Genomic DNA, 22,502 nt, shown 5'->3' with positions numbered 1-22,502 from the left:
ACTCCGTTGATCGTCGCGATTCCGATCTACCTCGCGCTCGTCAACTTCGTCACCTTCCTGGCCTTCCGCCACGACAAGCGGCGCGCGATCGACGGCGGGCGGCGCGTGCGTGAGGCGGACCTGCTGCTGCTCGCACTGATCGGTGGATCGCCCGCGGCCCTGCTCGCGCGCCGCCTGTTCCGGCACAAGACGCGCAAGCAGCCCTTTTCGACGCTGTTGCTGCTGATCGTTGCGATGCAGATCGGGGCGCCGACCGGCTTGTTGCTGGTCTAGCGCCCCGCCCGCATTTCAGACCAGCAGACCCATCGTCTCCTGCACCTTGCGCAGCAGCGGCGCGGCGAGGGCGGCGGCGCGGTCGGAGCCGTCGCGCAACACCGCATCGACCGCGGCGCGATCGGCGGTCAGGCGCACCATCTCGTCACGGATCGGGCCCAGCTTGGCGACCGCAAGGTCGGCGAGCGCGGGCTTGAAGCTGCCGAAGCCCTGACCGGCATATTCCGCGACCACATCCTGCGGGGTGCGGTCAGACAGGGCGGCGAAGATCGTCACGAGGTTCTTGGCCTCGGGCCGGTCCTTGAGGTCTTCGAACGTCTCACCGAGTGGTTCCGGATCGGTCTTCGCCTTGCGGAACTTCTGGGCGATGGCGTCGTCATCGTCGATCAGGTTGATCCGCGCCGCGTCCGAGGGGTTGGATTTGGACATCTTCTGCGTCGCGTCGCGCAGGCTCATGATCCGCGGCGCTTCCTTGCTCACCAGCGGCTCGGGCTGGACGAGCAGCTCGACGCCATAGTCCAGGTTGAACTTGGCAGCGATGTCGCGGGCAAGCTCGAGATGCTGCTTTTGATCCTCGCCCACAGGTACATGCGTGGTCGAGTAGATCAGCACGTCCGCCGCCATCAGCACCGGGTAGTCGTACAGGCCGACGCTTGCGCCCTCGCGGTTCTTGCCCGCCTTGTCCTTGAACTGGGTCATGCGGTTGAGCCAGCCGACGCGCGCGACGTTGTTTAGCAGCCAGGACAGCTCGCTATGCGCAGGGACGCGCGCCTGGTTGAAAAGGATCGATTTCTTGGGATCGATTCCGCTCGCGATCATCGCCGCGGCGATCTCGAAGGTGTTGGCGTGGAGCGCCGCCGGTTCGATCCATTCGGTCAGGCCGTGCAGGTCGGCGATGAAGTACATGCTCTCGCCGCCCGCGGCATCGACATCGGCCTGCATCCCCACCCACTGCTTGATGGCGCCCAGATAGTTGCCGAGGTGGAGGTTGCCCGTAGGCTTGATGCCGGAAACGACGCGCATTGCACTTCTCTGTGTTTGGATGGTTCCTAGGCGGAACGGCGGCGGATCAGCGCTTTCAGGTCACCGATCCGGACCGCTCCGGTGCCGAAGCACGCGACCGCGTACACGATGCATCCGGCGCCGACCAGCACCAGCATCGCTGCGGTGCGGATCGTCCAGGCGCCATGGATATAGGGCGTGAACAGGTCGTTGAGGAAGAACATCACCGCGCCCATCGCGACCGATGCGCCCACCAGCCGCCAGACGCGGCGCTTGAGCTGGGCGTCGGCGACGAAATGGCCGCGCTTCGCCAGCGCACGATAGAGCAGGGCGACATTGACCCAGGCGGCAACCGCGGTGGCGAGCGGTGGACCCATATGCTGGAGCGGTACGATCAGCGCGAGGTTGAGGATCAGGTTCACCGCGATTGACGCGGTGGCGTAGCGCACCGGGCTTTTGGTGTCCGATCGGGCATAGAAGCCGGGGGTCAGCACCTTGACCAGGATATAGGCGGGCAGGCCGACCGAGAACGCAGCGAGCGCCTGTGCGGTCTTGACCGTATTTTCCGCTGTGAACGCGCCATGCTGGAAGAGCGCCGCGACGATCGGGCCACCGCAGATCACCAGTGCGGCGGTGGCGGGGAGGGTGAGAAACAGCGCCAGCTCCGCGCCGCGATTCTGGGTGTGCATCGCGGCGTCATCGTTTCCGGCGCCGAGCTGGCGGGCGATGGTGGGGAGCAGCACGGTGCCAAGGCCGATACCGATCAGCCCCAGCGGCAGCTGATTCAACCGGTCGGCATAGTAGATGTACGAGACCGAACCCTCGGCCAGCAGGCTGGCTGCAAGCGCGGTCGAGATGATGAGGTTGATCTGCGTCGCGCCGGCGCCCGCAGCGGCGGGGCCGATCAGCGCCAGCAGCTTCTTCACATCGGGCGTCAGGCGCGGCGCGCGGATCCGCAGCTTCACGCCGTTGGCGCGGCAGGCGAGGAACAGCCAGATCAGCTGGAGCGCGCCCGATACGGTCACGGCGATGGCCTGGTTGCGGGCGGTCAGCAGCGTGTCGTCGTTGTGGAAGAACAGCAAGGCCGCGATCAGCGTCAGGTTGAGCAGGATCGGCGCGGCGGCGTTGACCCAGAATTTCTGGAGCGAGTTGAGGATGCCGCCCAGCAGCGAGACGAGGCTGATCAGCAGCAGATAGGGAAAGGTGATCCGCGACAGCTCGACCGCATATGCGAATTGCCCCGGGGTCACCTCGTTGAACCCGCCCGACAGCGCCCAGACGACGGGGTAGGCCGCGATCTCCATGATCGCGGTGAGCAGGATCAGGATCGGGAGAAGGACCGACAGCGCCTCTTCCGCGAACGAAAGCGCCGATTTCGTATCGCCGCCGGCTTCGCCCACCTTCTTGCTGAACATCGGCACGAAGGCGGCGCTGAACGCCCCTTCCGCGAACAGCGCGCGGAACAGATTGGGCAGGCGGAAGGCGATCAGGAAAGCGTCGGAGGCGAAGCTGGCCCCGACATAGCGCGCAAACAGCGAATCGCGGACCAGCCCGAGCACGCGGCTGGCGAGCGTCAGCCCGCCGATCGATCCGAGTGCCCGGACGAGGTTCATGTGTCGCTGGCCCCTTCAGCCGTCATTCCCGCGAAGGCGGGAAGCCATTCGAGTTGACGTCTCGACTTGAGCCGCATCGGCAGCGTCAATGGATCCCCGCCTTCGCGGGGATGACGGCAGAGAAGGGCGAGCGGGCTCGCCAAATCTCAGGCCTGGCCGGCTTCCCCGGCGGCGCCCTCGGCGGCACGCGCCTCGAGCTGCTGGTAGTAGAGGCCGTTGAAGTCGATCGGCTCGAGCATCAGCGGCGGGAAGCCGCCGTCGCGGACGGCATCGGCCAGCACGCGGCGCGCGAACGGGAAGAGCAGACGCGGCGCCTCGCCCAGCAGGAAGGGCTGGAGATGCTCTGCCGGAACGTTGCGGACCGCGAACAGGCCGGCATAGGAAAGATCGACGACGAACGCGACCTGGCCCTCATTCTCGGCGCGCACGTCGATCTTGAGGACGACTTCGTGCAGGTCCTGCCCGACTTCGCCCGAACCGATGTTGAACTGGACGTCGAACTGGGGCTGGCCCTGCATCTGATAGACGGCGGGCGAATTCGGATTCTCGAACGAGAAATCCTTCACATATTGCGAGATCACGCCCACCGAGGGGGCGGTATCGGCGCCGTTCGCGAGCGGTTCACCCTGCGGCGCTGCGTTTTCCGGCTCGTCCATCGTTCGAAAGTCCTTCTTTTCAGGGATACATGTCGCGGCACGCCGCGTTGGAATGACGGTCGCGCCTAGCAGGGGCGATGCGGCGTTTCAACGGGCGTGGATGATGCTCGGCGCATCAAGCTGTTCATGCTATATTTGAATACCGCGCGTATCCTGCCTATGTGGAGCGTGAAACGAGGTGTCCAAAGTGTATCTAGTCGTCCTGTTTGCAGCGATCGCGGCCTTTCTTGCGCTCCGGCTCTATTCGGTTCTGGGTAAGCGCACAGGTCATGAGCAGCAGCCGCTGCCGCGTGCAGCGGACGAGCGTGTCGGCGTGCCGCCGATGCCGCGCACGATCGACATTCCGGCCGAGGTTCGCGATGCCGGCCCGCGCACCGTCGAACCGGGCGCCGAGGGTGGACTTCGCGCACTGGTTGCCGCCGATCCCTCGTTCGACGTCGCCCAGTTCGTCGAGGGCGGCAAGTCGGCCTACCGGATGATCCTGGAAGCCTTCTGGAAGGGGGATCGCGACACGCTGTCCTGGCTGGTCGAGGATTCGGTGCGCGACAGCTTCGTCGCTGCGATCGATGCGCGCGAGGCTGCGGGCGAGACGCTCGACAACCGCCTGATCTCGATCGAGCGCGCGGTGATCGCCGAGATCGCGGTCGAAGGCCGGGTGGCACGCGTCACGATGCGCTTCGATGCCGATATCGCGGCGGTGACCCGCGACAAGGATGGCAACGTCATCGCCGGATCGCTGACCGACGCTGTCGATACGCATGATGTGTGGACGTTCAGCCGCGATCTGCGCAGCGATGATCCGAACTGGAAGCTCAGCGACACCGACGAAGCCTGAGGGGTAGTGATGCGCGCTTGGGGGGTAGCGGCGCTTGCCGTAGCGGTTAGCGCCTGTTCTTCGGGCGTGGTGCCTTCGCGGCCAGGGGCGGTGCGGCCCCCGCCGCCGTCCGGCCCTCCTGTCCGTCAGCCGACCGCTGCGACCCCGCTCGCTCCCAAGCCTGCGCCCGCCGCCACCGCCAGCACCGCCACCGCAGCATCGGCGGGCCTCGTCGCCGGGCCGGACATTTCTACGCTTCCGATCACGGCGATCGGTGCGACGCGTGCGCTTGAGGCGTTCCGGATCAGTTGCCCCAGCCTAGTCAAGCGCACCGACGCCAGCGGTCTCACGCGCGCGGAGGACTGGCGTGCGGCGTGCGACGCGGCGCGGACCACGCAGCCGCGCGATGCCACCGCCTTTTTCGCCCGCTATTTCGAGGCGGTTCAGGTCGCCGACGGCAAGGCGTTTGCGACCGGCTATTACGAGCCCGAAATCGCCGGATCGCGCACGCGCCGCTCGGGCTATGAGGTGCCGATCTATGGCCGTCCCGCGGATCTGATCGATGTCGATCTCGGCACCTTCTCCGACAATCTCAAGGGCCGCTCGATCCGCGGGCGCGTCGAAGGCACCAAGTTCGTGCCTTTCTACGACCGCACCGCGATCGAGCAGGGCGCGCTGCAGGGGCGCGGGCTGGAAATCGCCTGGGCAGCCGATCCGGTCGAGCTGTTCTTCCTGCAGATCCAGGGTTCGGGGCGGCTGCGGCTGCCCGATGGCGGGATCATGCGCATCGGCTATGCCAGCCAGAACGGGCGCGATTATACCGGCATCGGCAAGCTGATGATCGATCGCGGCATCCTGCCCAAGGGGCAGGGGTCGATGCAGGGGATCATGGCCTATCTGCGCAAGAACCCCGAAGAGGGGCGCGCGATCATGCGCGAGAACAAGAGCTATGTGTTCTTCCGCGAGCTGACCGGCGCCGGGCCGCTGGGCGCGATGGGCTATCCCGTCACGGGGCGCGGCAGCGTCGCCGCCGACCCCAAGTTCGTTCCGATGGGAGCGCCGGTGTTCCTGTCGATGGACCGGCAGGATGCGACCGGCATCTGGGTCAACCAGGATACCGGCGGTGCGATCAAGGGCAGCAACCGTTTCGATACCTTCTGGGGTGCAGGGGACGATGCGCGCGCGATCGCAGGCGGCATGGCTGCACGCGGCACCGCATGGCTGCTGCTGCCCAAGGGAACGCTGGCGCGCCACGGCGCCGATTGAGATGGCGCGGCCACCGCGAACGATGACGCCCGAAGAACGGGCGCTATGGGCGCGCGTGATCGCAACGGTGACGCCGATCGTGCGCGAGCCTGTTCTTCCGGCAAAGGCGCAGCCGCCCGTGCCGGTCGTGTCCGAACCGATGCCGGTTGCGCGAACGAAAGGGCGCGTGCCGCCTGCGCCGGCCCCGAAACCGCGACCCGCGCCGCCGTCCGCCGACACGCTCGACTCGAGCTGGGACCGGCGCCTCAGCCGCGGGCTGGTGGCACCCGAAAGCGCGATCGACCTTCATGGCCACACCCTTGCCAGCGCGCATGCCCGGCTCGACCGCGGGCTGGAGGCGGCGATCGCGCGCGGCGACCGGGTGCTGCTCCTGATCACCGGCAAGCCGCCGCGCCCGGAATCGGAACGTCCCCATGCGCGCGGCGCGATCCGCGCGGCGGTGGGCGACTGGCTCGCGGCTTCGCGGCATGGTGACCGGATCGCCGCGGTGCGGGGCGCCCATCCGCGGCACGGCGGGCAGGGTGCACTCTACATCGTGCTGAAACGACAGCGGCCCGCGCCACGGCAGAATTTTTAACCCTTTCGCACCTATAGCGATCCCTCGTCCACATCAGACCGGGCAATGGGGGATAGCGCAGCCGCGATGAACGGATTTTCGCTCAAGAGTCGTGCGATCGTGTTTGCGATCTGCGCCGGGGCGTTCGTGTTCATTCTTGCGCTCGCGGCCACCTCGCAGGGACATTTCGACTCCGAGAATGCCGGGCGGGCGCTGATCGCCGCGATCATCTGCGCCGCGATGTGCTGGGCCTATGCGGAGCGCACCATCGCTTCCACCGCCGCTGCGATCGACGCGGCGATCGAACGTCTGTCGAGCGCCGCCAATGGCGATCTTCAGAGCGAGATTCCCGTCGAAGTCGGGGAATGCGTGCCGCAGCTGGCCGATGCGATGGGGGGGCTGTTCCGCCAGCTCCATTCAAACCTGGAGAGCGTGCAGCGGCTCGCGCTGTTCGATCCGGTCACCGCGCTGCCCAACCGGATCCATTTCCGCCGCAGCTGCGAGCGGGCGCTGACCGAGCTTCCCAACGATGCGATGGCGGCGCTGTTCTTCATCGATCTCGACCGGTTCAAGGCGGTGAACGACACGCTCGGTCACGCGATGGGCGATCAGCTGCTGGGCATGGTCGCCAACCGGCTGCGCGCGGTGGCCGATCGCTTTACCGCGGAGGGCGACCTTCGCCAGCCGCTCATCGGCCGGCTTTCGGGCGACGAGTTCACCATCTTCTTCCCCGTGCTGACGCATGTACGCGACGCCGACCGCGTGGGTCGCGGCATCCTGTTCGCGCTGTCCGAGCCGTTCGACCTGGCGGATCAGGAAGTGAGCATCGGTGCGTCGGTGGGCATCGCGATGCGGCCCGAGCACGGTACGACGCTTACCGATCTGATGCGCGCGGCGGACGCGGCCATGTATCATGCCAAGGGCAATGGCCGCGGGCGTGCAGAGCATTTCAGCGATGGGCTTGCCGCCGAGATCGCCGAGCGGGCACAGCTTGAAAGCGACCTGCGCGGCGCGGTCGAGCGCGATCAGTTTGCGCTGGTCTACCAGCCGCAGATCAGCGCCGCCGATGGCCGGATCGTCGCAGCGGAAGCACTGCTGCGCTGGCAGCATCCCGAGCGTGGTCTGTGCCTGCCGGGCACCTTCATCGCTCGCGCCGAGGAGACCGGCCTGATCGTCGAGATCGGCGAATGGGTGGTCGAGAATGTCGCCAACACGATCGCCCGCTGGGGCAAAATGGGCGTCGAACAGCGCATGGCGGTCAATATCAGCCCGCGCCAGCTGGACCATGCCGCCTTCTTCCGCCGGCTGCGCGATGCGATGCAGGCGGCGGGCGCGCCGGCGCGGTTGCTTGAGCTCGAGATCACCGAGACGCTGGCGATGCATTGCTCGCGCGAGGTGATCGACGCCATCGCGGCGCTCCGCGCCGACGGCGCCAGCATCGCGATCGACGATTTCGGGACCGGTTATTCCAACCTCGCCCGGCTGCGCGATCTGCCGCTCGACCGGGTGAAGCTCGACCGCAGCCTTGTCGAGCATGTCGCGACCAATGCCGAGGCGCGCACGATCGCGCAGGCAGTGATCGGGCTGATCCACGGCATCGGCTGCGAAGTCGTGGCTGAGGGGATCGAGACGCAGGCGCAGCTCGAGGTGCTGCGCGTGATCGGCTGCGACGTGCTGCAGGGCTTCGTCATTGCCCAGCCGATGGCGGAACGCGACTTCATCGCCTGGGCACAGCGCGCGCCGCAGCTCAAGGCGCGGATCGCCGGCTAGGCGCCCGTTTTCGAGTAGTGCTGCACCGGCCGGCTTCCCGACGCGGCGACCCGGCATGACCATCCTATAATGGCCGGGTGGGCCGGTGCGGCTGCAGCGAGGGTGAAAACCTACGCGTACACGCGCCGCAACAGAGTCTCGTAGATCGCCGTCAGCTTGTGGAGATCGTCCAGCGCGACCGCCTCGTCCAGCTTGTGCATCGTCGCGTTGAGCAGGCCGAACTCCACCACCGGGCAAATGCGCGAGAGGAAGCGCGCGTCGGAGGTGCCGCCGCTGGTCGACAGCTCCGGGCGGATGCCGGTCTCGACCTCGATCGCATCGCTGATCAGGGTGGAGAGTGTGCCGGGCTCGGTGAGGAAGGCTTCGCCATAGACGCGGCCGCGGACGATGCCCGCTGGAGCATGGGCATGAACGATCCGTTCGATCCGTTCGATCAGGTCCTGCCCGCGATGCTGGTCGTTGAAGCGGATCGAAAGGCGGGCCGAAGCCTTGCCCGGGATCACATTGGTCGCGGGGTTGCCGACGGTGAGGTCGATGGTTTCGATGTTCGAGGGCTGGAACCAGTCGGTCCCCTCGTCGAGTTCGATGGCGTCGATCTCCGCCAGCGCGCGGACGAGGCGGGGGATCGGATTGTCGGCGAGGTGTGGGTAGGCGACATGGCCCTGGCGCCCGGGCACCTCGATATCGATCACCGTCGATCCGCGGCGGCCGATCTTGATCGTGTCGCCAAGGCGATGGGCGCTGGTCGGCTCGCCGACCAGGCACATGTCCGGGGTCAGGCCTGCCGCCGCCATCCGATCCATCAGCGCGAGCGTGCCGTAGGTCGCAGGGCCTTCTTCGTCGCCGGTGATGATCAGGCTGAGCGTGCCCGAAGCGGGGAGGGCTGCCACCGCGGCGGCGAAGGCGGCGATCGATCCCTTCATGTCCACCGCCCCGCGACCGTAGAGCAGGTCGCCGCGCACCTCCGGCTCGAACGCACCCGAGGTCCAGCCCTCGCCCGGCGGCACGACGTCGAGATGCCCGGCAAAGGCGAAATGGGGCCCGGGGCCTGCATTGCGGACGGCAAGGAGGTTCTCGACCGGACCGTCGGGCGCCTCGCCCGCCACGAAGCGGTCGACGGTGAAGCCGAGGGGGCGAAGCGCGGCTTCAAGCACGTCGAACACCGAACCATGGGCCGGCGTAATGCTGGGTGCGGCGATCAGGGCCTTGGTGAGTTCGACGACGTCGGGCAAAATGGCCTCCAAACCTTGTGGAGGCTCCATTGCCCAAGCTCGACCTCGATACAATCCCGCAGACCAATGCGACTGGCTATCCACCCGAACATGCGGGCGTGGTGCAGGAGCGCTGGTACCGGCGGCTGGCGCCCGCGGCGGGGATCGCCGACTTTGGTGCGAGCCATGTCGTGCTGAAGCCCGGCGCCTGGTCGGCGCAGCGCCATTGGCATCAGGGCGAGGACGAGATGGTGGTGATGATCGCGGGCGAAGCCGTGCTGGTGGACGATGGCGGCGAGACGCCGATGCGCGCGGGCGACGTTGCCGCCTTTCCCAAGAATGACGGCAACGGGCATGTCCTGCAGAATCGCAGCGAGGCCGATTGCGTCTATGTCGCGATCGGCAAGCCGGCCCTGACAGCCTGTCACTATCCGGACATCGACCTGCATTTGTTTCCGGGCGAAGGCTTCCGGCGCAAGGACGGAAGCGCGTTCTAGGCGCCGTTCGGCGTCTGCTCGAACTGTTCGAGCACCCATTCCTCCTCCTGCGCGGCGGCGATCCAGTCCTGCATGTAGGGATGCTGGAGCACCGCCTGCATATAGGCCGGGGCAAAGCGCGCGACCGGGAGGGAGTAGGTGACGAAGCGGGTGACGACCGGCGCGAACATCACGTCCACCGCGCCGAACTCGCCGAACAGGAACTCGCCATCGCCACCGAAGCGGGCGCGGGCCTGCGCCCACAGCTCCATGATTCGCTGGATGTCGTGCATGACATCGTCGTCAGGCTTTCTGGGCTCATAGACCTGGCGGATGTTCATGCTGTGCTTGCGGCGCAGCGCGGCGAAACCTGAATGCATCTCCGCCGCCATCGATCGCGCCATCGCGCGTGCGGCGGGATCGGTGGGCCAGAATTTGTCGCCGCCCGACTTCTCGTTGAGATACTCGACGATCGCCAGGCTGTCCCACACCACGGCATCGCCGTCCCACAGGATCGGCACCTTGCCCGATGACGGCGCGAACTCGTCGCCCTCGCGACGCTGGTCCCAGTCCTGATCGTAGAGCGGGACGACCACTTCCTCGAATGGGAGCCCCGAAAGCTTGCAGGCGAGCCAGCCGCGCAGGGACCAGGAGGAGTAGGCCTTGTTGCCGATGATGAGCTTGAGCATGGGCCGGGGGATAGCGGCGGGCCGGGGCGGGGGCAACGCCGTTGGACATCCGGTGCGGCTTTCGACCAACCGCAATGCGGTTCGACCGGCGGCGTTGCTCGATCGGGTCGCATACGAAACAATCCGGCCATGGATATGATAGACCGCCTTTCGCGCCGGGCGCTGATCGCCCTGGCGACGGCTGCCCCGGCTGTCGCGCTCGCAGACCCCACCCGCACGCCGCATCGCCTGAATGTCGGAGACCGGCTGGCCCGGTTCGGCCTGCTCCGCCCCGGGCGGCGGAGCTATCTCCGCTCGCAGAGCAAGGGCGGCAGGCATGTCGCCATCGATATCTGGCAGCGTGAGGTGCGGTTCGAACGCATCGACGGGGTCGATCGGCTGCGGATCGTCCAGCACTGGGACGGCACCGGCAAGGATCCCTCGCTGGTCGAGCGCGATTCGCTGTTCGAAGTCGGTACCTTCCGCCCATTGACCCATGTCCGCACCACCCGAGCGGGAGGCAAGACGGTGGTTGAGGGGTTCGCGTTCGGGCCGAAGGCGCTGACCGGAGTGCGCGATCTTCCCGACAACAGCCAGGCTGCGGTCGACGTGCCCTTTCCGGAACCCATGTACAATTTCGAAACCGACATGGAGATGCTGCAGACGCTCCCGCTCGCGCGCGGTTACGCGGTGTCGATTCCTTTCTTTCATCCCGTCGCCGGAGCGCCGGCGCGCTATCTGTGGCGGGTTGCAGCCGAAGAGGCTCTTGCCGGGCCGGACGGGCGCGGCATCGACTGCTGGGTGGTCGAGACCGACTACAACCGCCCGCAGTCGCCGCCCGCACGCTTCTGGCTCGCCAAGGGTACCCAGCAGCTGATCCGTCAGGAAGCCCGCGGGCCCGACGGGGTCATTCATCTGAAGACATTGCTCCTTTAGCCACTGGACCCCTTGCGCGCGCACCCGGGGTTGCGGCACCTAGGATCGGGTTTTCGGGGCGTGTGGGGGGATTGATGTCGCGTATTGTCCGGGCGGGTGCGTCTGTATTCGCGCTGATCGGTGCAGCCGGTTCGAATGCGGCGGCGCAGACCGCCGCGCCTGTTGCATCCACGTCTTCGGCTGCACCTGCGCCCGCGGCGCGTGCGCCCTTGCCTGTAGAGGCCTTTGCGGAGCTGCCGGACATCGAGGGGCCAGACCTTTCCCCGGACGGCACCCAGGTCGCCGGCAGGGTGGCGATCAAGGGGAAACAGTATTTTGCGGTCGCCAAGCTCGGCGGTGAGGGACCGCCCAAGCTGCTCAACCCCGGCGAAGCCGACCTCAACTGGTGGCGCTGGGTCAATGACGAATGGCTCATCGTCGGGATCGGCCGGGAAGTGCCGGTCGAGGGCGATAGCTGGTATGTAAAGCGCGCGATCGGTTTCCATGCGCCGAGCGCGAAGACGATCCAGCTCGCGCCGCGCAGCGTGGCGCAGAATGGCGATGACGTGATCTGGGTATCGCGTGACGGTGCGCCGCGCGTCTTGCTGTCGTACCAGACCTCGATCTACACGAACGATGCAGGCTTCTGGCCACAGGTCGATGAGGTCGATCTGACGACCGGGAAGCGGCGTATGATCGTGCCGAGCAAGGCCGGCGTATTCAATTGGTACGCCGATGGCGCCGGACTCGTCCGCATGGGTATCGGCATGAGCGAGGACGGGCGCTCGCGCCGTCTTCTCTATCGCGACCGGCCCAATGCGTTGTTCCGGACAATCGACCGCGCGAAGACGCGTGAGGACCGGCTGACGGTGCCTGCGCTGTTCCTGGAGGACAAGACCAGGGCGCTGGTGATCGATGACGATGAAAAGGGCTATTCAGCGCTTTACGAGCTGGATCTGACGACGCTTGAGCGCGGCAAGCAGCTGTTCGCGAGCAAGGGGTATGACATTGGCGGTATCGTGCCCGATTCCGCCGGTTCCGGTTATCTCGGTATCAGCGTCGAAGAGGATCGCCCGCTGATCCGCTGGACCGACGCCGATATGATGGCGATGCAGTCGGCCGTGTCCGCGCTGGTCAAGGGCGCGCAGGCCCGGATCGTGTCGCTCAACCGCGATCGTTCGCGCGCATTGATCGCGGTCGGCGGCGCGGACGCGCCCGGCGGCTATTTCGTCTACAGCCGGTCCGAAAACACGATGGACCCGCTGGGGTACAACAACCGCACGATCAAGATGCGTCGCATGCATCCCGTCCGCACGATCCGTTACAAGGCGCGCGACGGGCTGGAGATCGCCGCGGTGCTGACCGTGCCCGCGTCGCGCAAGGGCAAGCTGCCGCTGATCGTGATGCCGCATGGCGGGCCGTTCGCTCGTGACAGCGAAACCTGGGACTGGTGGACGCAGTTCCTGGCCGATCGCGGCTATGTCGTCATCCAGCCCAACTACCGCGGCTCATCGGGTTACGGCACCGAGTTCGAGAAGAAGGGGCGGGGGCAATGGGGCCTCGCCATGCAGGACGACCTTGACGATGCGGTCAAGGCGATCGCCGATCTCGGGATTGCCGACCCGTCACGGGTGTGCATGGTCGGCGCTTCCTATGGCGGCTATGCGGCGATGCGTGCAGCGCAGCGCGACGGCAACAGGTATCGCTGCGCCGTTTCCTATGCCGGCGTGTCCGATCTCAACCGGATGCTGAAGCATACCAGCAGCTTCCTGGGCGGCGGCGCGCGAGGCGACTGGCTGCGCGATCAGGCGCCCGATCTCAAGAACGTGTCGCCGCTCAACTTCCCCCAGCAATTCTCGATCCCCGTGCTGCTTGTGCATGGCGAGAAGGACCGGGTGGTGCCGCTGGTGCAATCGAAGGTGATGGCGCAGAAGCTCAAGTCCGCGGGGAAGGACGTGACCTACATCGTCCAGCCCGAGGCCGATCATCACTTCAGCCGAACCGAGGATCGGCTCGAGTTCCTGAAGGCGCTAGAGGCGTTTCTGGCGAAACATAACCCGGCCTAGGCCGGATCGCGGATCAGACGCTGACCGCTTCCAGCACCGCAGCGCGCAGTTCGGCGATGCCGTCGGCCTTTTCGCTTGAGGTCGAGAGGATATCCGGATGCGCGGCGGGGCGCTTGCGCGCTTCGGCGATGGTGCGCTCGGTGACTTCGGCGAGTTCGGCCGGCTTGATCTTGTCCGCCTTGGTCAGGACGATGCGATAGCTCACCGCAGCTGCGTCGAGCATGTCGAGGATGTCGCGATCGACCTCCTTGATGCCGTGGCGGCTGTCGATCAGCACCAGCACCCGCTTGAGCACATCGCGCCCGCGCAGATAGTCGTTCACCAGGAAGCGCCACTTCTTGACGATATCCTTGGGCGCCTTGGCGAAGCCATAGCCAGGCATGTCGACCAGCCGGAACTTCAGCGGATCGCCGATGTCGAAGAAGTTCAGTTCCTGAGTCCGCCCCGGTGTGTTCGAAGTGCGGGCAAGCCCGTTGCGGCCGGTCAACGCGTTGAGCAGCGAGGACTTGCCGACATTCGACCTGCCCGCGAACGCGACTTCCGGCACCGTGGGATCGGGCAGGAAATGGAGCGCGGGGGCTGACTTGAGGAAGGCGACCGGGCCGGCGAAGGTCTTTCGCGCGGCCTCGATCGCTTCGGGTTCGAACTCGGTCACTTCTTCCCCTTACCCGATTTGGGACCGGGTTTGGCCTCGATCACTGCACCCGATGCAGCCACCGGTTCCTTCAGCGCCGGGTGGCGCATGTACAGGAACTTCTGCTGCGCGATGGTGAGCAGGTTCGAGGTGATCCAGTAGAGCTGGAGACCTGCCGCGAACGGCGCCATCACGAACATCAGCACCCAGGGCATGATCGCGAAGACCTGCTTCTGGACGTCGTCCATCGGCGCCGGGTTCAGCTTGAACTGCGCCCACATCGACAGGCCGAGCAGGATCGGCAACACGCCGATCGCCAGGAATGCCGGCGGGTTGAAGTCGAGCAGCCCGAACAGATTGAGGATGTGCAGCGGATCGGGAGCCGAGAGGTCCTTGATCCACAGGATGAAGGGCTGGTGGCGCATCTCGATCGAGAGCATCAGCACCTTGTACAGCGCATAGAGGATCGGAATCTGGAGCAGGGTGGGGAGGCAGCCCGCGAGCGGGTTCACCTTCTCATCCTTGTACAGCTTCATGATCTCCTGCTGCTGGCGCTGCTTGTCGTCCTTGTAGCGCTCCTGGATCGCCTTCATCTTCGGCTGCACCGCGCGCATCTGCGCCATCGATGCGAACTGCTTCTGCGCGATCGGGAACAACAGCAGGCGGACGGTCAGCGTCAGCGCGATGATCGCCACGCCGAAATTGCCGATCATCCGGAACAGCCAGTTGAGATAGTGGAAGATCGGCTTCTCGAAGATTTCGAACCAGCCCCAGTCGATCGCCTTGCCGAACTGGTGGATGCCGCCCTTTTCCTCATAATCGTCGAGCAGGTTGATGTCCTTGGCGCCCGCGAAGAAGCGCGAGGTCTGGGTGACCATCTGGCCGGGGCCGACCTGGCGCGCGGTCGCCGGCTCGAACTGCGCCTGGGTCGCGGTGCCGCCCGCGGGGCGGAACTTGAGCGCGGTCTTCATGCCCTGATCGGGCACCAGCGCGGTCAGCCAGTAAATGTCGGTATAGCCGACCCAGCCGCCGGTCGAATCGAAGCTCTTGGGGCCTTCGTCCTTCACCGTATCGTAGTTGACGCCATAGTCGACCACGCCGTTGTACGAGGCGACCGGACCTGCATGGATCGTCCAGGTATCGTGATCCTTGCCCGGGCCATAGCGGTAGAGATAGCCATAACCCGCAACGCTGATCGGCTTGTCGCCAAGGTTCGCGACGCGCTGGCGGACGGTGAACATATAGCCTTCGTCCACCGACAGCTCGATGATGAAGCGCTGCGTGCCGTTGCTGCTGGTGAGCTTGACCGGCGTGGTCGGGGTCAGCTTGTCGCCGCTGGCGGTCCACACCGCGTCGGCGGCAGGCGCGGTCAGGCCGGTGCCCGACCAGCCGAAGCCCGCGAAATAGGCGTCCTGGGTGCCCGAGGGCGAAAGCAGGCGGATCGGATCGCTGTCCTTGGCGATCGTTTCCTTGTGCTTGACCAGCACCAGATCGTCGATACGCGCGCCCTTGAGATTGATCGACCCGCGCACGGTGGGGGTCTCGATCTGGACGCGCGGAGTTTCGGCGAGCACGAGCTTGCGGTCGCGGATCGCTGCCGGGCTGTCCGCGGCCGGATCGGCGCCGGGGTTGGCGACCACCTCGGTCTTGCCGCCCTTTACTTCCGTGACCGGCGGATTGGCCGTCGGGAACAGCCATTGCGTCGCCATCGGCCACCCGAACAGCAGCAGTGCGGCGAGCACGGCGAAGAGCAGGAAATTCTTCTGGTCGTCTTTCACGTCAGTCCCCGGTTCAGGAATCAGGGCACGGGGTCATAGCCGTGCCCACCCCACGGATGGCAGCGAAGGATGCGCCGGAGCGCGAGCCATCCGCCCTTGAGCGCGCCATAGCGGGAGAGTGCCTCGATTGCATAGGCCGAACAGCTCGGCGCATAGCGGCAGGAGGGTGGAAGGATGCGCGATGGGCCGATCTGCCAGCCGCGCGCGATCAGGATGAGGGCGCGGGCGATCATTTGCGGATCTTGCCCAGAGCCTTGGTCAGATCGGCCCTGAGCGCCGCGAAATCGCGCTCGATTCCCGAATGGCGACCGATCAGCACATGATCGGCGCCGGCGACGCCTTCCTGCGGAAGGATCGCGCGGGCAAGCTCGCGGAAACGGCGTTTCATGCGATTGCGCACGACCGCGTTGCCGACCTTCTTTGAGACGGTGATGCCGATTCGCATCGTCGAATCATCATCGCCGCGAACACGGACCAGCAATACGAACCCTGGCATGGGTGCGCGCTTGCCCGCATTTGCGGCGAGATAATCCTTGCGCAGCGTCAGCCGCGCAAGCGCACCTGCGGTCAGGCGCTCAGCTTGTTGCGGCCGCGGGCGCGGCGGGCGCGAATCACATTGCGGCCGCCGGGGGTCGCCATGCGCGCGCGGAAGCCGTGCCGGCGCGCTCGCACCAGGTTGCTCGGCTGAAAGGTCCGCTTCATCGCTCATTCCCTGAAATCTAGAAACTAAAAGGGCCGCCACAGAGGCGACCATGTGAGGAGCGCCGTTAGCCAAAGCTGATCGGGAAGTCAATTCGCAGCCAGCTCTTTCGCGCGTTTCCGCCGTCTTTTGGCGCTGGCGCGGATCAGGATGCGATCGACAAAGGCGCCGACACGCGGCCAGCGGGCCTTCAGGCGCACGAACCGGTGTCGCGCCCAGGGCGAATTGCGCAGAATCAGGATGATGCCGGCCGCCGCGATCAGCGTGCCTCCGGGACCGGGAATCGGCGAGGCGAGCGGCGCGACGACGCAGAACAACAGGATTCCCGTCACCAGCAGGCTGATTCGCACGATCGGATGCGGTTTGCGGCGCATGGCCAGGAGGTGGGGACGTGTGTTGTCGATGCAAGACGCGAACGCGATGAACCGTTTCCTGCCGCGGAAAACCCGTTACAACGGATGAACAAATGGGGGGCATATGGTCGCGAGCGTCTCTACGGTTGCGTATCTGGGTCTGGAGGCGCGCGCCGTCGAGGTGCAGTGCAACCTCGTCCCCGGCCTGCCCAATTTCGTCGTTGTGGGATTGCCCGACAAGGCGGTGGCGGAGAGCCGGGAGCGGGTGCGCGCGGCGATGGCGGCGATCGGCCTTGCGCTTCCACCCAAGCGGGTGATCCTCAATTTGTCGCCCGCCGACCTGCCCAAGGAAGGGTCGCATTTCGATCTGCCGATCGCGCTGGCCCTGCTGGGCGCGATGGGCGTGGTCGATGCCGAGACGCTGAGCGAGCATGTCTTCGTCGGCGAACTGGGTCTCGACGGACGGATCGCGCCGTCGCCTGGCGTGCTGCTCGCGGCGCTGCACGCAGCGGAAACGGGCAAGGGGCTGGTCTGTCCGGTGGCGCAGGGACCGGAAGCCGCATGGGCTGGGACCACCGGTGTGATCGCCGCGCCCGACCTGATCGGCCTGATCAATCACTTCAAGGGGCAGCAACTGCTCGGTGCGCCGCAGGCGGGCGAGGCCGAGGAAGCATCGCTCGGTCCCGACCTCAGGCAGGTCAAGGGACAGGAAACCGCCAAGCGCGCGCTAGAGATCGCCGCAGCCGGGGGGCATAATCTGCTGATGGTCGGGCCACCCGGCGCGGGCAAGTCGCTGATGGCCAGCTGCCTGCCGGGCATCCTGCCGCCGCTTGATGCCAGTGAGGCACTTGAGGTTTCGATGGTCGCAAGCGTCGCCGGGACGCTTCAGGGCGGCAAGCTCACGCGGATGCGGCCGTTCCGCAGCCCGCATCACTCCGCGTCGATGGCGGCGCTCACCGGCGGCGGGCTCAAGGTCAAGCCGGGGGAGGTCAGCATGGCGCATCTCGGCGTGCTGTTTCTCGACGAGCTGCCGGAATTCCAGCGCGCCGTGCTCGATTCGCTGCGCCAGCCGCTCGAGAGCGGCACGGTCAGCGTCGCGCGCGCCAACGCCCATGTCACCTTCCCGGCGCGCGTTCAGCTGGTCGCGGCGATGAACCCGTGCCGCTGCGGTCATCTCGGCGATCCGGCGCTGGCCTGCGCCCGTGCGCCGAAATGCGCCGCGGACTATCAGGCCAAGGTCTCGGGGCCCTTGCTCGACCGGATCGACCTGCATGTCGATGTGCAGCCGGTCACCGCCGCCGATCTGGTGCTGCCGCCGCCTGCCGAAGGATCGGCCGAGGTCGCGGCGCGGGTCGCGGCGGCGCGCAAGGTCCAGGCTGCGCGCTACAACGGCTCCGGTACCCGCACCAATGCCGAGGCGGACGGGCCGGTGCTCGACGATGCCGCGACACCCGACGAGCCCGGCCGCAAGCTGCTCGCGCAGGCGGCGGAGGCGATGCGCATGTCCGCGCGCGGCTATACCCGCGTGCTGCGTGTCGCGCGAACCATCGCCGACCTGGCACAGAGCGAAACGGTCGGTCGTATTCACGTCGCAGAAGCGCTGAGCTACCGTCGCCAACCGCCACGATCCTAGGCGAGTCGTTTGGGTTGAAGAGGAAGAGGTTAGGGTCGCGCAACAAGGGGAACGAAGATGGAATGGATGATCCTGCCGTTTAAGCGCTATTTCGACTTCAAGGGCCGGTCGCGGCGCAAAGAATATTGGATGTACACGCTGTTCGTCGTGATCGTGTCGTTCGTGCTGGCCTTCCTCGATTCGATGCTCGGCCTGGGGGGAAGCGCGACTGGCGACGCGGATCTGACCGGCACGTCCGTCGGCGCTTCGGGAGCTATGTCGGGCGGCCTGCTGTCCAACATCTTCTCGCTGGCGACCATCATTCCCAGCCTTGCCGTCGGTGTGCGGCGCCTGCACGACACGGATCGTTCGGGCTGGTGGATCCTGCTTCCGCTCGGCCCGATCCTGATCGGTGCCGTCCTGATGGGGGCAAGCCTCATGACCGCCATGTCGGGCGGTGGCAGCGCCGGCTTCTCGGGCATCGCGCTGTTCGGCATGATCATGCTGCTCGGCGGCTTCGCCTGCGCAATCCTGCTGCTGGTCTGGTACTGCACGCCCGGCACGGCGGGGCCGAACCGCTTCGGGGAGGATCCGAAGGGGCAGGGCACCAACGCCGACGAAGTATTCGGCTGAAGAAAAGCGGCCGGGTCCGTAAGGCCCGGCCGTTTTCCTAGGCGGCTGCGGGGCGTGGCTTGCGCACCGGCCTGGGCTTGGGCCGCTTGAACCAGAAGGTCCACACCGCCAGCGTGCCCAGCATCGCAAGGACGAGGCCGGTGGCCGCGATCACCAGCTTCCACAGGATGCCGCCGACCTTCGCGGCGTGGATCGGGTAGATCGCATTATAGGCGCGCACGCCCTTCGGCATCGCCTGCACGTTGCGGGTATCGACCAACTGGCCGTTCTCGGGCCGAAACCATAGCAAGGTGCGGCCATTGGGCAGCCATTCGGGCTGCTGGCGCAGGCGCATGAGGATCAGTCCGCCCGGCTTGCGTGGCAGCGAGACGAGGCGGATCTCCGCGTCCGGGTATCGGGCGCGGGCCTCCGCGAACATCGCCGCCCAGTCGAGCTTCGCCGCGAGCGGGCCACCTTCGACTCTGGGTGCCTCGAACGGCGCGCGAAGCCCGGTAGCGGGTGCGAACAGCGCCTCGCTGATCGGGCGGAACACCATCAGCGATCCCGTGGCGAGGGAGAGAAACAAGAGCGGCGCGAACACCACGCCGATGTCGCGGTGATGCGTGACGATCGCCGGGCGGCTCATCCGCTTTGGGATCAGGCGGAACGTGAACGTCTTGCGCAGCCGCCACCAGAGGATTGCGCCGGTGATGACGAACAGCAGGCCGATCAGCGCCGCGATCCCTGCCACCGTCTCGCCGGCGTCGCCGAAGAACAGGTGGTGGTGGAAGTCGAACAGCCACAGCTCGACCCGGTCCCATTTGCTGCCCCATTCGGTGACGATCCGGCCCGACTGGTCGGCATAGGCGCCGGCGCCCTCACCGCGCGACAGGCGGGTCAGGCCGAAGTCGTGGGTGGCGAACAGGATCGACTGGGGCGGTCCGCCGGGTACCGCCATCGCCGCATCGACCTGCGCCGCGAGCGATGCGACGTCCTGACGCTGGGCATCGCCCGCGCCGGGCAGATAGGCCAGCCACCAGCTCTTGAAGACGAGGATCGCGCCGGTGAAGCCGAGCAGCCCGAGTCCCAGCCCGATGATCCCGCCCGTCCAGCGGTGGAGAAGGTCGATCCACTTCATCGTCAGAAACGATAGTCCCAGCCGAGCGTGAAGGTCCGCCCGCGCCCCGCGAAGAAGGCGAGGTTGTCGGTCGGCAGCCGGGTGTCGCTCGAATAGTCGATATATTGAGTGTTGAGCAGGTTCTGGACGCTCAGGCTCAGCGCGCCGATGCCGGTATCATAGCGGACATTGGCGTCGGTGACGTTGTAGCCGCCGAAATTGTTGCGCTGATCGGGCTGGGTCTTGCCGGTGTCGGCGTGGAAGCTGCGCGACAGGTAGAATTGCGACTGGACGCGCGCCGAGAATGGCCCGCTGGCATAGCTGGCCGACAGGTTGAGGCGGTCGGGCGAGATGTTCACGCCGTCCAGATCGGTATCGACGACGCCGTCGGGGGTCGCATCGGCATCGTAGCGGCCGATCAGATGGGCGTAGCCGATGCCGAGCCTCAGCCCGTCGATCGGCGTCTGGATGCCCAGCGCGACCTCAAGCCCCTGGATCTCGACGCGCAGCCGCTGGACGTCGAAGATCCGGTCAGGGCGGGTGATCAGCAACTGGCCCTTGTCGCTCGACGACCAGAAATAGGTGGCGCTTGCATCGAGCGGCCCGCGCTTGACCTCGATCCCGATCTCGCGGTTGTTGGAGATGACCGGCGAGATGTCGACATAGCTGTCCATATCGATCCCGGTGCGGTTCACCGCGCGGGTGATGCGGCCGATATCGGGAACGGTGAACCCCTCGGCGTAGCTGGCATAGGCGCGGATGCCCGCGACCGGCTCAAAGATCACGCCGCCATTGACCAGCACGTCGTCGAATTTCGGGGTGCCGCCGCCGACCGCGACGCCGCCGAATGTCGCCGGATTCGGCGGGGTGCCGGTCGCGGTGGTCGAGGCAAGCGTGCGATAGTCGTCGATGGTGATCTTCACATTCTCCCACCGTGCGCCGCCGGCGAGACGGAGCACGCCGTCGAACAGTTTGAGGTTCGCCTGCGCGAAGGGGGCGAGGCTCTGGAAGTCGCTGGGCGGCACCCAGATACGGTCGGTTGCGATCAGCCGCTGCTCGGTCCTGTCCCACAGCGCATCGAAGCCGAGTGTCAGGGTGAGGTCGTCAAAGCCGGGCAGGCCGCGCTCATAGCTCAGCTTGCCGCCGATCTTGCGGCTGCGATTTTCCGACTGGTCGAACAGCGTGCCGATCGGCGCGATCGCGGGGTCCTGGAAGGTTGCGATCGGCGCCACCTCGCCGCCGAACGTATCGTGGCTGCGGTTGAAGAAGATCTGACTGACGAAGTTGCCGCCCCAAAGGTCGCGATCGGTGAGCGACAGCGCGACGCTCTCGACGCGGTTCGCGGCGGGCACGCCGGGCGGTGTTCCCTTGATCGAGGTCGTCGGGATGCCGAGCGTGCGGTTGCCCGGCGTCGCGACATAGTCGCCATCGCCATCCAGCTCGAAGCGGCTGGCGATCAGGTCGAGCCGTGCGCTCGACGACAGTTCGTAACCGAAACGCGCGAACAGCGACGTCGCGCGCGAATCCTGTGTTTCGCCCTGGGTCAGGTTGAGGCCGATGCGGCGTCCTTTGGCATCGTAGAAGGCGCCGCGCTTCTCATAGGTCGCGCCCACCGTCGCGTCGAAACGCCCTGCCTTGTACTGGATCAGCCCCGCCGCCTTGTAGCCGATGCCGTCGCTCCTGAAGTCGCCATCGGCGGTGCCCTGAAGCAGCACGCGGCCCGACAGCCCTTCGGTCTTCGGTGCGCCGACCGTCACCTGATTGACGATGCCGCCGGTGCCGCCGATCCCCTGTAGCGCGTTGGAACCATAGATCAGTTCGACCCGGTCGACGAAAAAGCCGTCGATCGTGAAGCCGTCGCGGCTGCTGTCGCGCATCGGCGTCGATTGGGGAATGCCGTTGATCGCATAGAGCGGCGAGCGGCCGCGCAGCGTCTCGCCCGAACCCGACAGCTTCTGGCGGGTGGGGGAGAAGGAGGGGGTCAGTGTCGCCACCGCATCGGTGACGGAGCCGGAGATCGCGATCTGCTGATCGAGGGCTTCCTTGTCGATCACGTCGATCGTCAGCGGCAACGCGTTGGGCGGCAGCACGGTGCGCGCCGCGGTGATGACCACCTGGCCCTCGTCTTCGGTCTTCTCCGCGTCGGACGGCGCTTCCATGGTCGTCGCGGCATGCGCGGTAACCGGCGTCAGCCAGGCGAGCGCAACGAGAGGCAACGGCGAACGGGAACGACGGATCATTGAAATCTCCTTTGCCGCGCCCGCTAACAGCGAAAGGAAGGTAATGCAAACTAGTCGCATTAACTGAATTGGCCCGGCCTGATTGCGTGGTCTGATGGGCCAGGTTCAGGGAGCCGGTACAAAACAAAACCGCCGCCCGGAGGGTCCGGACGGCGGCTTGTTGGGTTCAG

Annotated in this window: 23 protein-coding genes; 10 read left to right on the top strand and 13 right to left on the bottom strand. The window is 66.4% G+C overall.

Going from position 1 to position 22,502, the window contains the following annotated elements; genetic code table 11:
* The first annotated feature begins 6 nt into the window (after positions 1-6).
* On the top strand, positions 7-273 hold the full coding sequence (locus BDW16_RS03985; RefSeq protein WP_066576265.1) for a DUF1294 domain-containing protein: 267 nt from the start codon (positions 7-9) through the stop codon (positions 271-273).
* Positions 274-288: 15 nt separating this feature from the next.
* Here the strand turns inward: BDW16_RS03985 and trpS are convergent, their stop codons facing one another.
* The 3 genes from trpS to secB all read right to left on the bottom strand — a co-directional run bounded on the left by trpS (position 289) and on the right by secB (position 3,544).
* Positions 289-1,296 carry a tryptophan--tRNA ligase gene (gene trpS, locus BDW16_RS03980; RefSeq protein ID WP_066576262.1) on the bottom strand — a complete coding sequence of 336 codons (1,008 nt, stop codon included), beginning with the start codon at positions 1,294-1,296 and terminating at the stop codon, positions 289-291.
* A gap of 26 nt (positions 1,297-1,322) precedes the next feature.
* The gene (gene murJ, locus BDW16_RS03975; RefSeq protein WP_066576258.1) at positions 1,323-2,888 is read right to left on the bottom strand and encodes a murein biosynthesis integral membrane protein MurJ; all 1,566 of its coding nucleotides are present in this window, start codon (positions 2,886-2,888) and stop codon (positions 1,323-1,325) included.
* Between the two features lie 146 nt (positions 2,889-3,034).
* Positions 3,035-3,544: a protein-export chaperone SecB gene (secB, locus tag BDW16_RS03970; RefSeq protein WP_066576257.1), complete on the bottom strand. Its 510-nt coding sequence runs from the start codon at positions 3,542-3,544 to the stop codon at positions 3,035-3,037.
* 187 nt (positions 3,545-3,731) lie between these two features.
* On the opposite strand from secB, the gene BDW16_RS03965 reads away from it, so the two are divergent.
* The 4 genes from BDW16_RS03965 (at position 3,732) to BDW16_RS03950 (ending at position 7,950) form a co-directional block, all read left to right on the top strand.
* Positions 3,732-4,379 carry a Tim44/TimA family putative adaptor protein gene (locus BDW16_RS03965; RefSeq protein ID WP_066576256.1) on the top strand — a complete coding sequence of 216 codons (648 nt, stop codon included), beginning with the start codon at positions 3,732-3,734 and terminating at the stop codon, positions 4,377-4,379.
* Between the two features lie 9 nt (positions 4,380-4,388).
* Positions 4,389-5,624, top strand: coding sequence for a murein transglycosylase A (gene mltA / locus BDW16_RS03960; protein WP_066576253.1), 1,236 nt, complete (start codon positions 4,389-4,391; stop codon positions 5,622-5,624).
* A gap of 22 nt (positions 5,625-5,646) precedes the next feature.
* On the top strand, positions 5,647-6,201 hold the full coding sequence (locus BDW16_RS03955; protein ID WP_241230452.1) for a Smr/MutS family protein: 555 nt from the start codon (positions 5,647-5,649) through the stop codon (positions 6,199-6,201).
* Positions 6,202-6,267: 66 nt separating this feature from the next.
* Positions 6,268-7,950: a putative bifunctional diguanylate cyclase/phosphodiesterase gene (locus BDW16_RS03950; RefSeq protein WP_066576411.1), complete on the top strand. Its 1,683-nt coding sequence runs from the start codon at positions 6,268-6,270 to the stop codon at positions 7,948-7,950.
* 110 nt (positions 7,951-8,060) lie between these two features.
* On the opposite strand, the gene dapE is transcribed toward BDW16_RS03950, so the two are convergent.
* Positions 8,061-9,212, bottom strand: a complete 1,152-nt coding sequence (gene dapE, locus BDW16_RS03945; RefSeq protein ID WP_066576251.1) for a succinyl-diaminopimelate desuccinylase — start codon at positions 9,210-9,212, stop codon at positions 8,061-8,063.
* Here dapE and BDW16_RS03940 point away from each other — a divergent pair.
* Positions 9,212-9,658, top strand: coding sequence for a cupin domain-containing protein (locus BDW16_RS03940; RefSeq protein WP_066576250.1), 447 nt, complete (start codon positions 9,212-9,214; stop codon positions 9,656-9,658). The two genes, dapE and BDW16_RS03940, sit on opposite strands and share 1 nt — an antisense overlap.
* Here BDW16_RS03940 and BDW16_RS03935 read toward each other — a convergent pair.
* Complete coding sequence (locus BDW16_RS03935; RefSeq protein ID WP_066576245.1) at positions 9,655-10,326, bottom strand: glutathione S-transferase family protein; 672 nt, start codon at positions 10,324-10,326, stop codon at positions 9,655-9,657. The two genes, BDW16_RS03940 and BDW16_RS03935, sit on opposite strands and share 4 nt — an antisense overlap.
* A 129-nt stretch (positions 10,327-10,455) precedes the next feature.
* Here BDW16_RS03935 and BDW16_RS03930 point away from each other — a divergent pair, with 129 nt between their 5' ends.
* Together BDW16_RS03930 and BDW16_RS03925 are read left to right on the top strand one after the other, a co-directional pair.
* Positions 10,456-11,241, top strand: coding sequence for a DUF3108 domain-containing protein (locus tag BDW16_RS03930; RefSeq protein ID WP_198585761.1), 786 nt, complete (start codon positions 10,456-10,458; stop codon positions 11,239-11,241).
* A gap of 74 nt (positions 11,242-11,315) precedes the next feature.
* Positions 11,316-13,286: an alpha/beta hydrolase family protein gene (locus BDW16_RS03925; protein WP_083954236.1), complete on the top strand. Its 1,971-nt coding sequence runs from the start codon at positions 11,316-11,318 to the stop codon at positions 13,284-13,286.
* A gap of 13 nt (positions 13,287-13,299) precedes the next feature.
* On the opposite strand, the gene yihA is transcribed toward BDW16_RS03925, so the two are convergent.
* The 6 genes from yihA to BDW16_RS03895 form a co-directional block, all read right to left on the bottom strand.
* Positions 13,300-13,941, bottom strand: a complete 642-nt coding sequence (yihA, locus tag BDW16_RS03920) for a ribosome biogenesis GTP-binding protein YihA/YsxC (protein WP_066576238.1) — start codon at positions 13,939-13,941, stop codon at positions 13,300-13,302.
* Entirely contained in the window at positions 13,938-15,698 is a 1,761-nt protein-coding gene (yidC, locus tag BDW16_RS03915; RefSeq protein WP_066576236.1) for a membrane protein insertase YidC, read from the bottom strand. The genes yihA and yidC overlap by 4 nt, the downstream gene beginning before the upstream one ends.
* Positions 15,699-15,718: 20 nt before the next feature.
* Positions 15,719-15,931: a membrane protein insertion efficiency factor YidD gene (yidD, locus tag BDW16_RS03910; RefSeq protein WP_066576234.1), complete on the bottom strand. Its 213-nt coding sequence runs from the start codon at positions 15,929-15,931 to the stop codon at positions 15,719-15,721.
* Entirely contained in the window at positions 15,928-16,269 is a 342-nt protein-coding gene (rnpA, locus tag BDW16_RS03905) for a ribonuclease P protein component (protein WP_241213804.1), read from the bottom strand. The genes yidD and rnpA overlap by 4 nt, the downstream gene beginning before the upstream one ends.
* The gene (rpmH, locus tag BDW16_RS03900; RefSeq protein WP_044332822.1) at positions 16,266-16,400 is read right to left on the bottom strand and encodes a 50S ribosomal protein L34; all 135 of its coding nucleotides are present in this window, start codon (positions 16,398-16,400) and stop codon (positions 16,266-16,268) included. Before rpmH ends, rnpA begins: the two co-directional genes overlap by 4 nt.
* Before the next feature lie 87 nt (positions 16,401-16,487).
* Positions 16,488-16,772 carry a hypothetical protein gene (locus BDW16_RS03895; protein ID WP_066576232.1) on the bottom strand — a complete coding sequence of 95 codons (285 nt, stop codon included), beginning with the start codon at positions 16,770-16,772 and terminating at the stop codon, positions 16,488-16,490.
* A gap of 103 nt (positions 16,773-16,875) precedes the next feature.
* On the opposite strand from BDW16_RS03895, the gene BDW16_RS03890 reads away from it, so the two are divergent.
* On the top strand, positions 16,876-18,384 hold the full coding sequence (locus BDW16_RS03890) for a YifB family Mg chelatase-like AAA ATPase (RefSeq protein WP_066576230.1): 1,509 nt from the start codon (positions 16,876-16,878) through the stop codon (positions 18,382-18,384).
* Between the two features lie 57 nt (positions 18,385-18,441).
* The gene (locus tag BDW16_RS03885) at positions 18,442-18,996 is read left to right on the top strand and encodes a DUF805 domain-containing protein (protein WP_066576224.1); all 555 of its coding nucleotides are present in this window, start codon (positions 18,442-18,444) and stop codon (positions 18,994-18,996) included.
* 37 nt (positions 18,997-19,033) lie between these two features.
* On the opposite strand, the gene BDW16_RS03880 is transcribed toward BDW16_RS03885, so the two are convergent.
* Complete coding sequence (locus tag BDW16_RS03880) at positions 19,034-20,113, bottom strand: PepSY-associated TM helix domain-containing protein (RefSeq protein ID WP_066576222.1); 1,080 nt, start codon at positions 20,111-20,113, stop codon at positions 19,034-19,036.
* Between the two features lie 2 nt (positions 20,114-20,115).
* Positions 20,116-22,332, bottom strand: coding sequence for a TonB-dependent receptor (locus BDW16_RS03875; protein WP_066576219.1), 2,217 nt, complete (start codon positions 22,330-22,332; stop codon positions 20,116-20,118).
* Between the last annotated feature and the right edge of the window lie 170 nt (positions 22,333-22,502).

The sequence above is a fragment of the Sphingomonas koreensis genome, assembly GCF_002797435.1.
Classification (GTDB): Bacteria; Pseudomonadota; Alphaproteobacteria; order Sphingomonadales; family Sphingomonadaceae; genus Sphingomonas; species Sphingomonas koreensis.
This window is presented reverse-complemented; position numbering and strand designations above follow the sequence as displayed.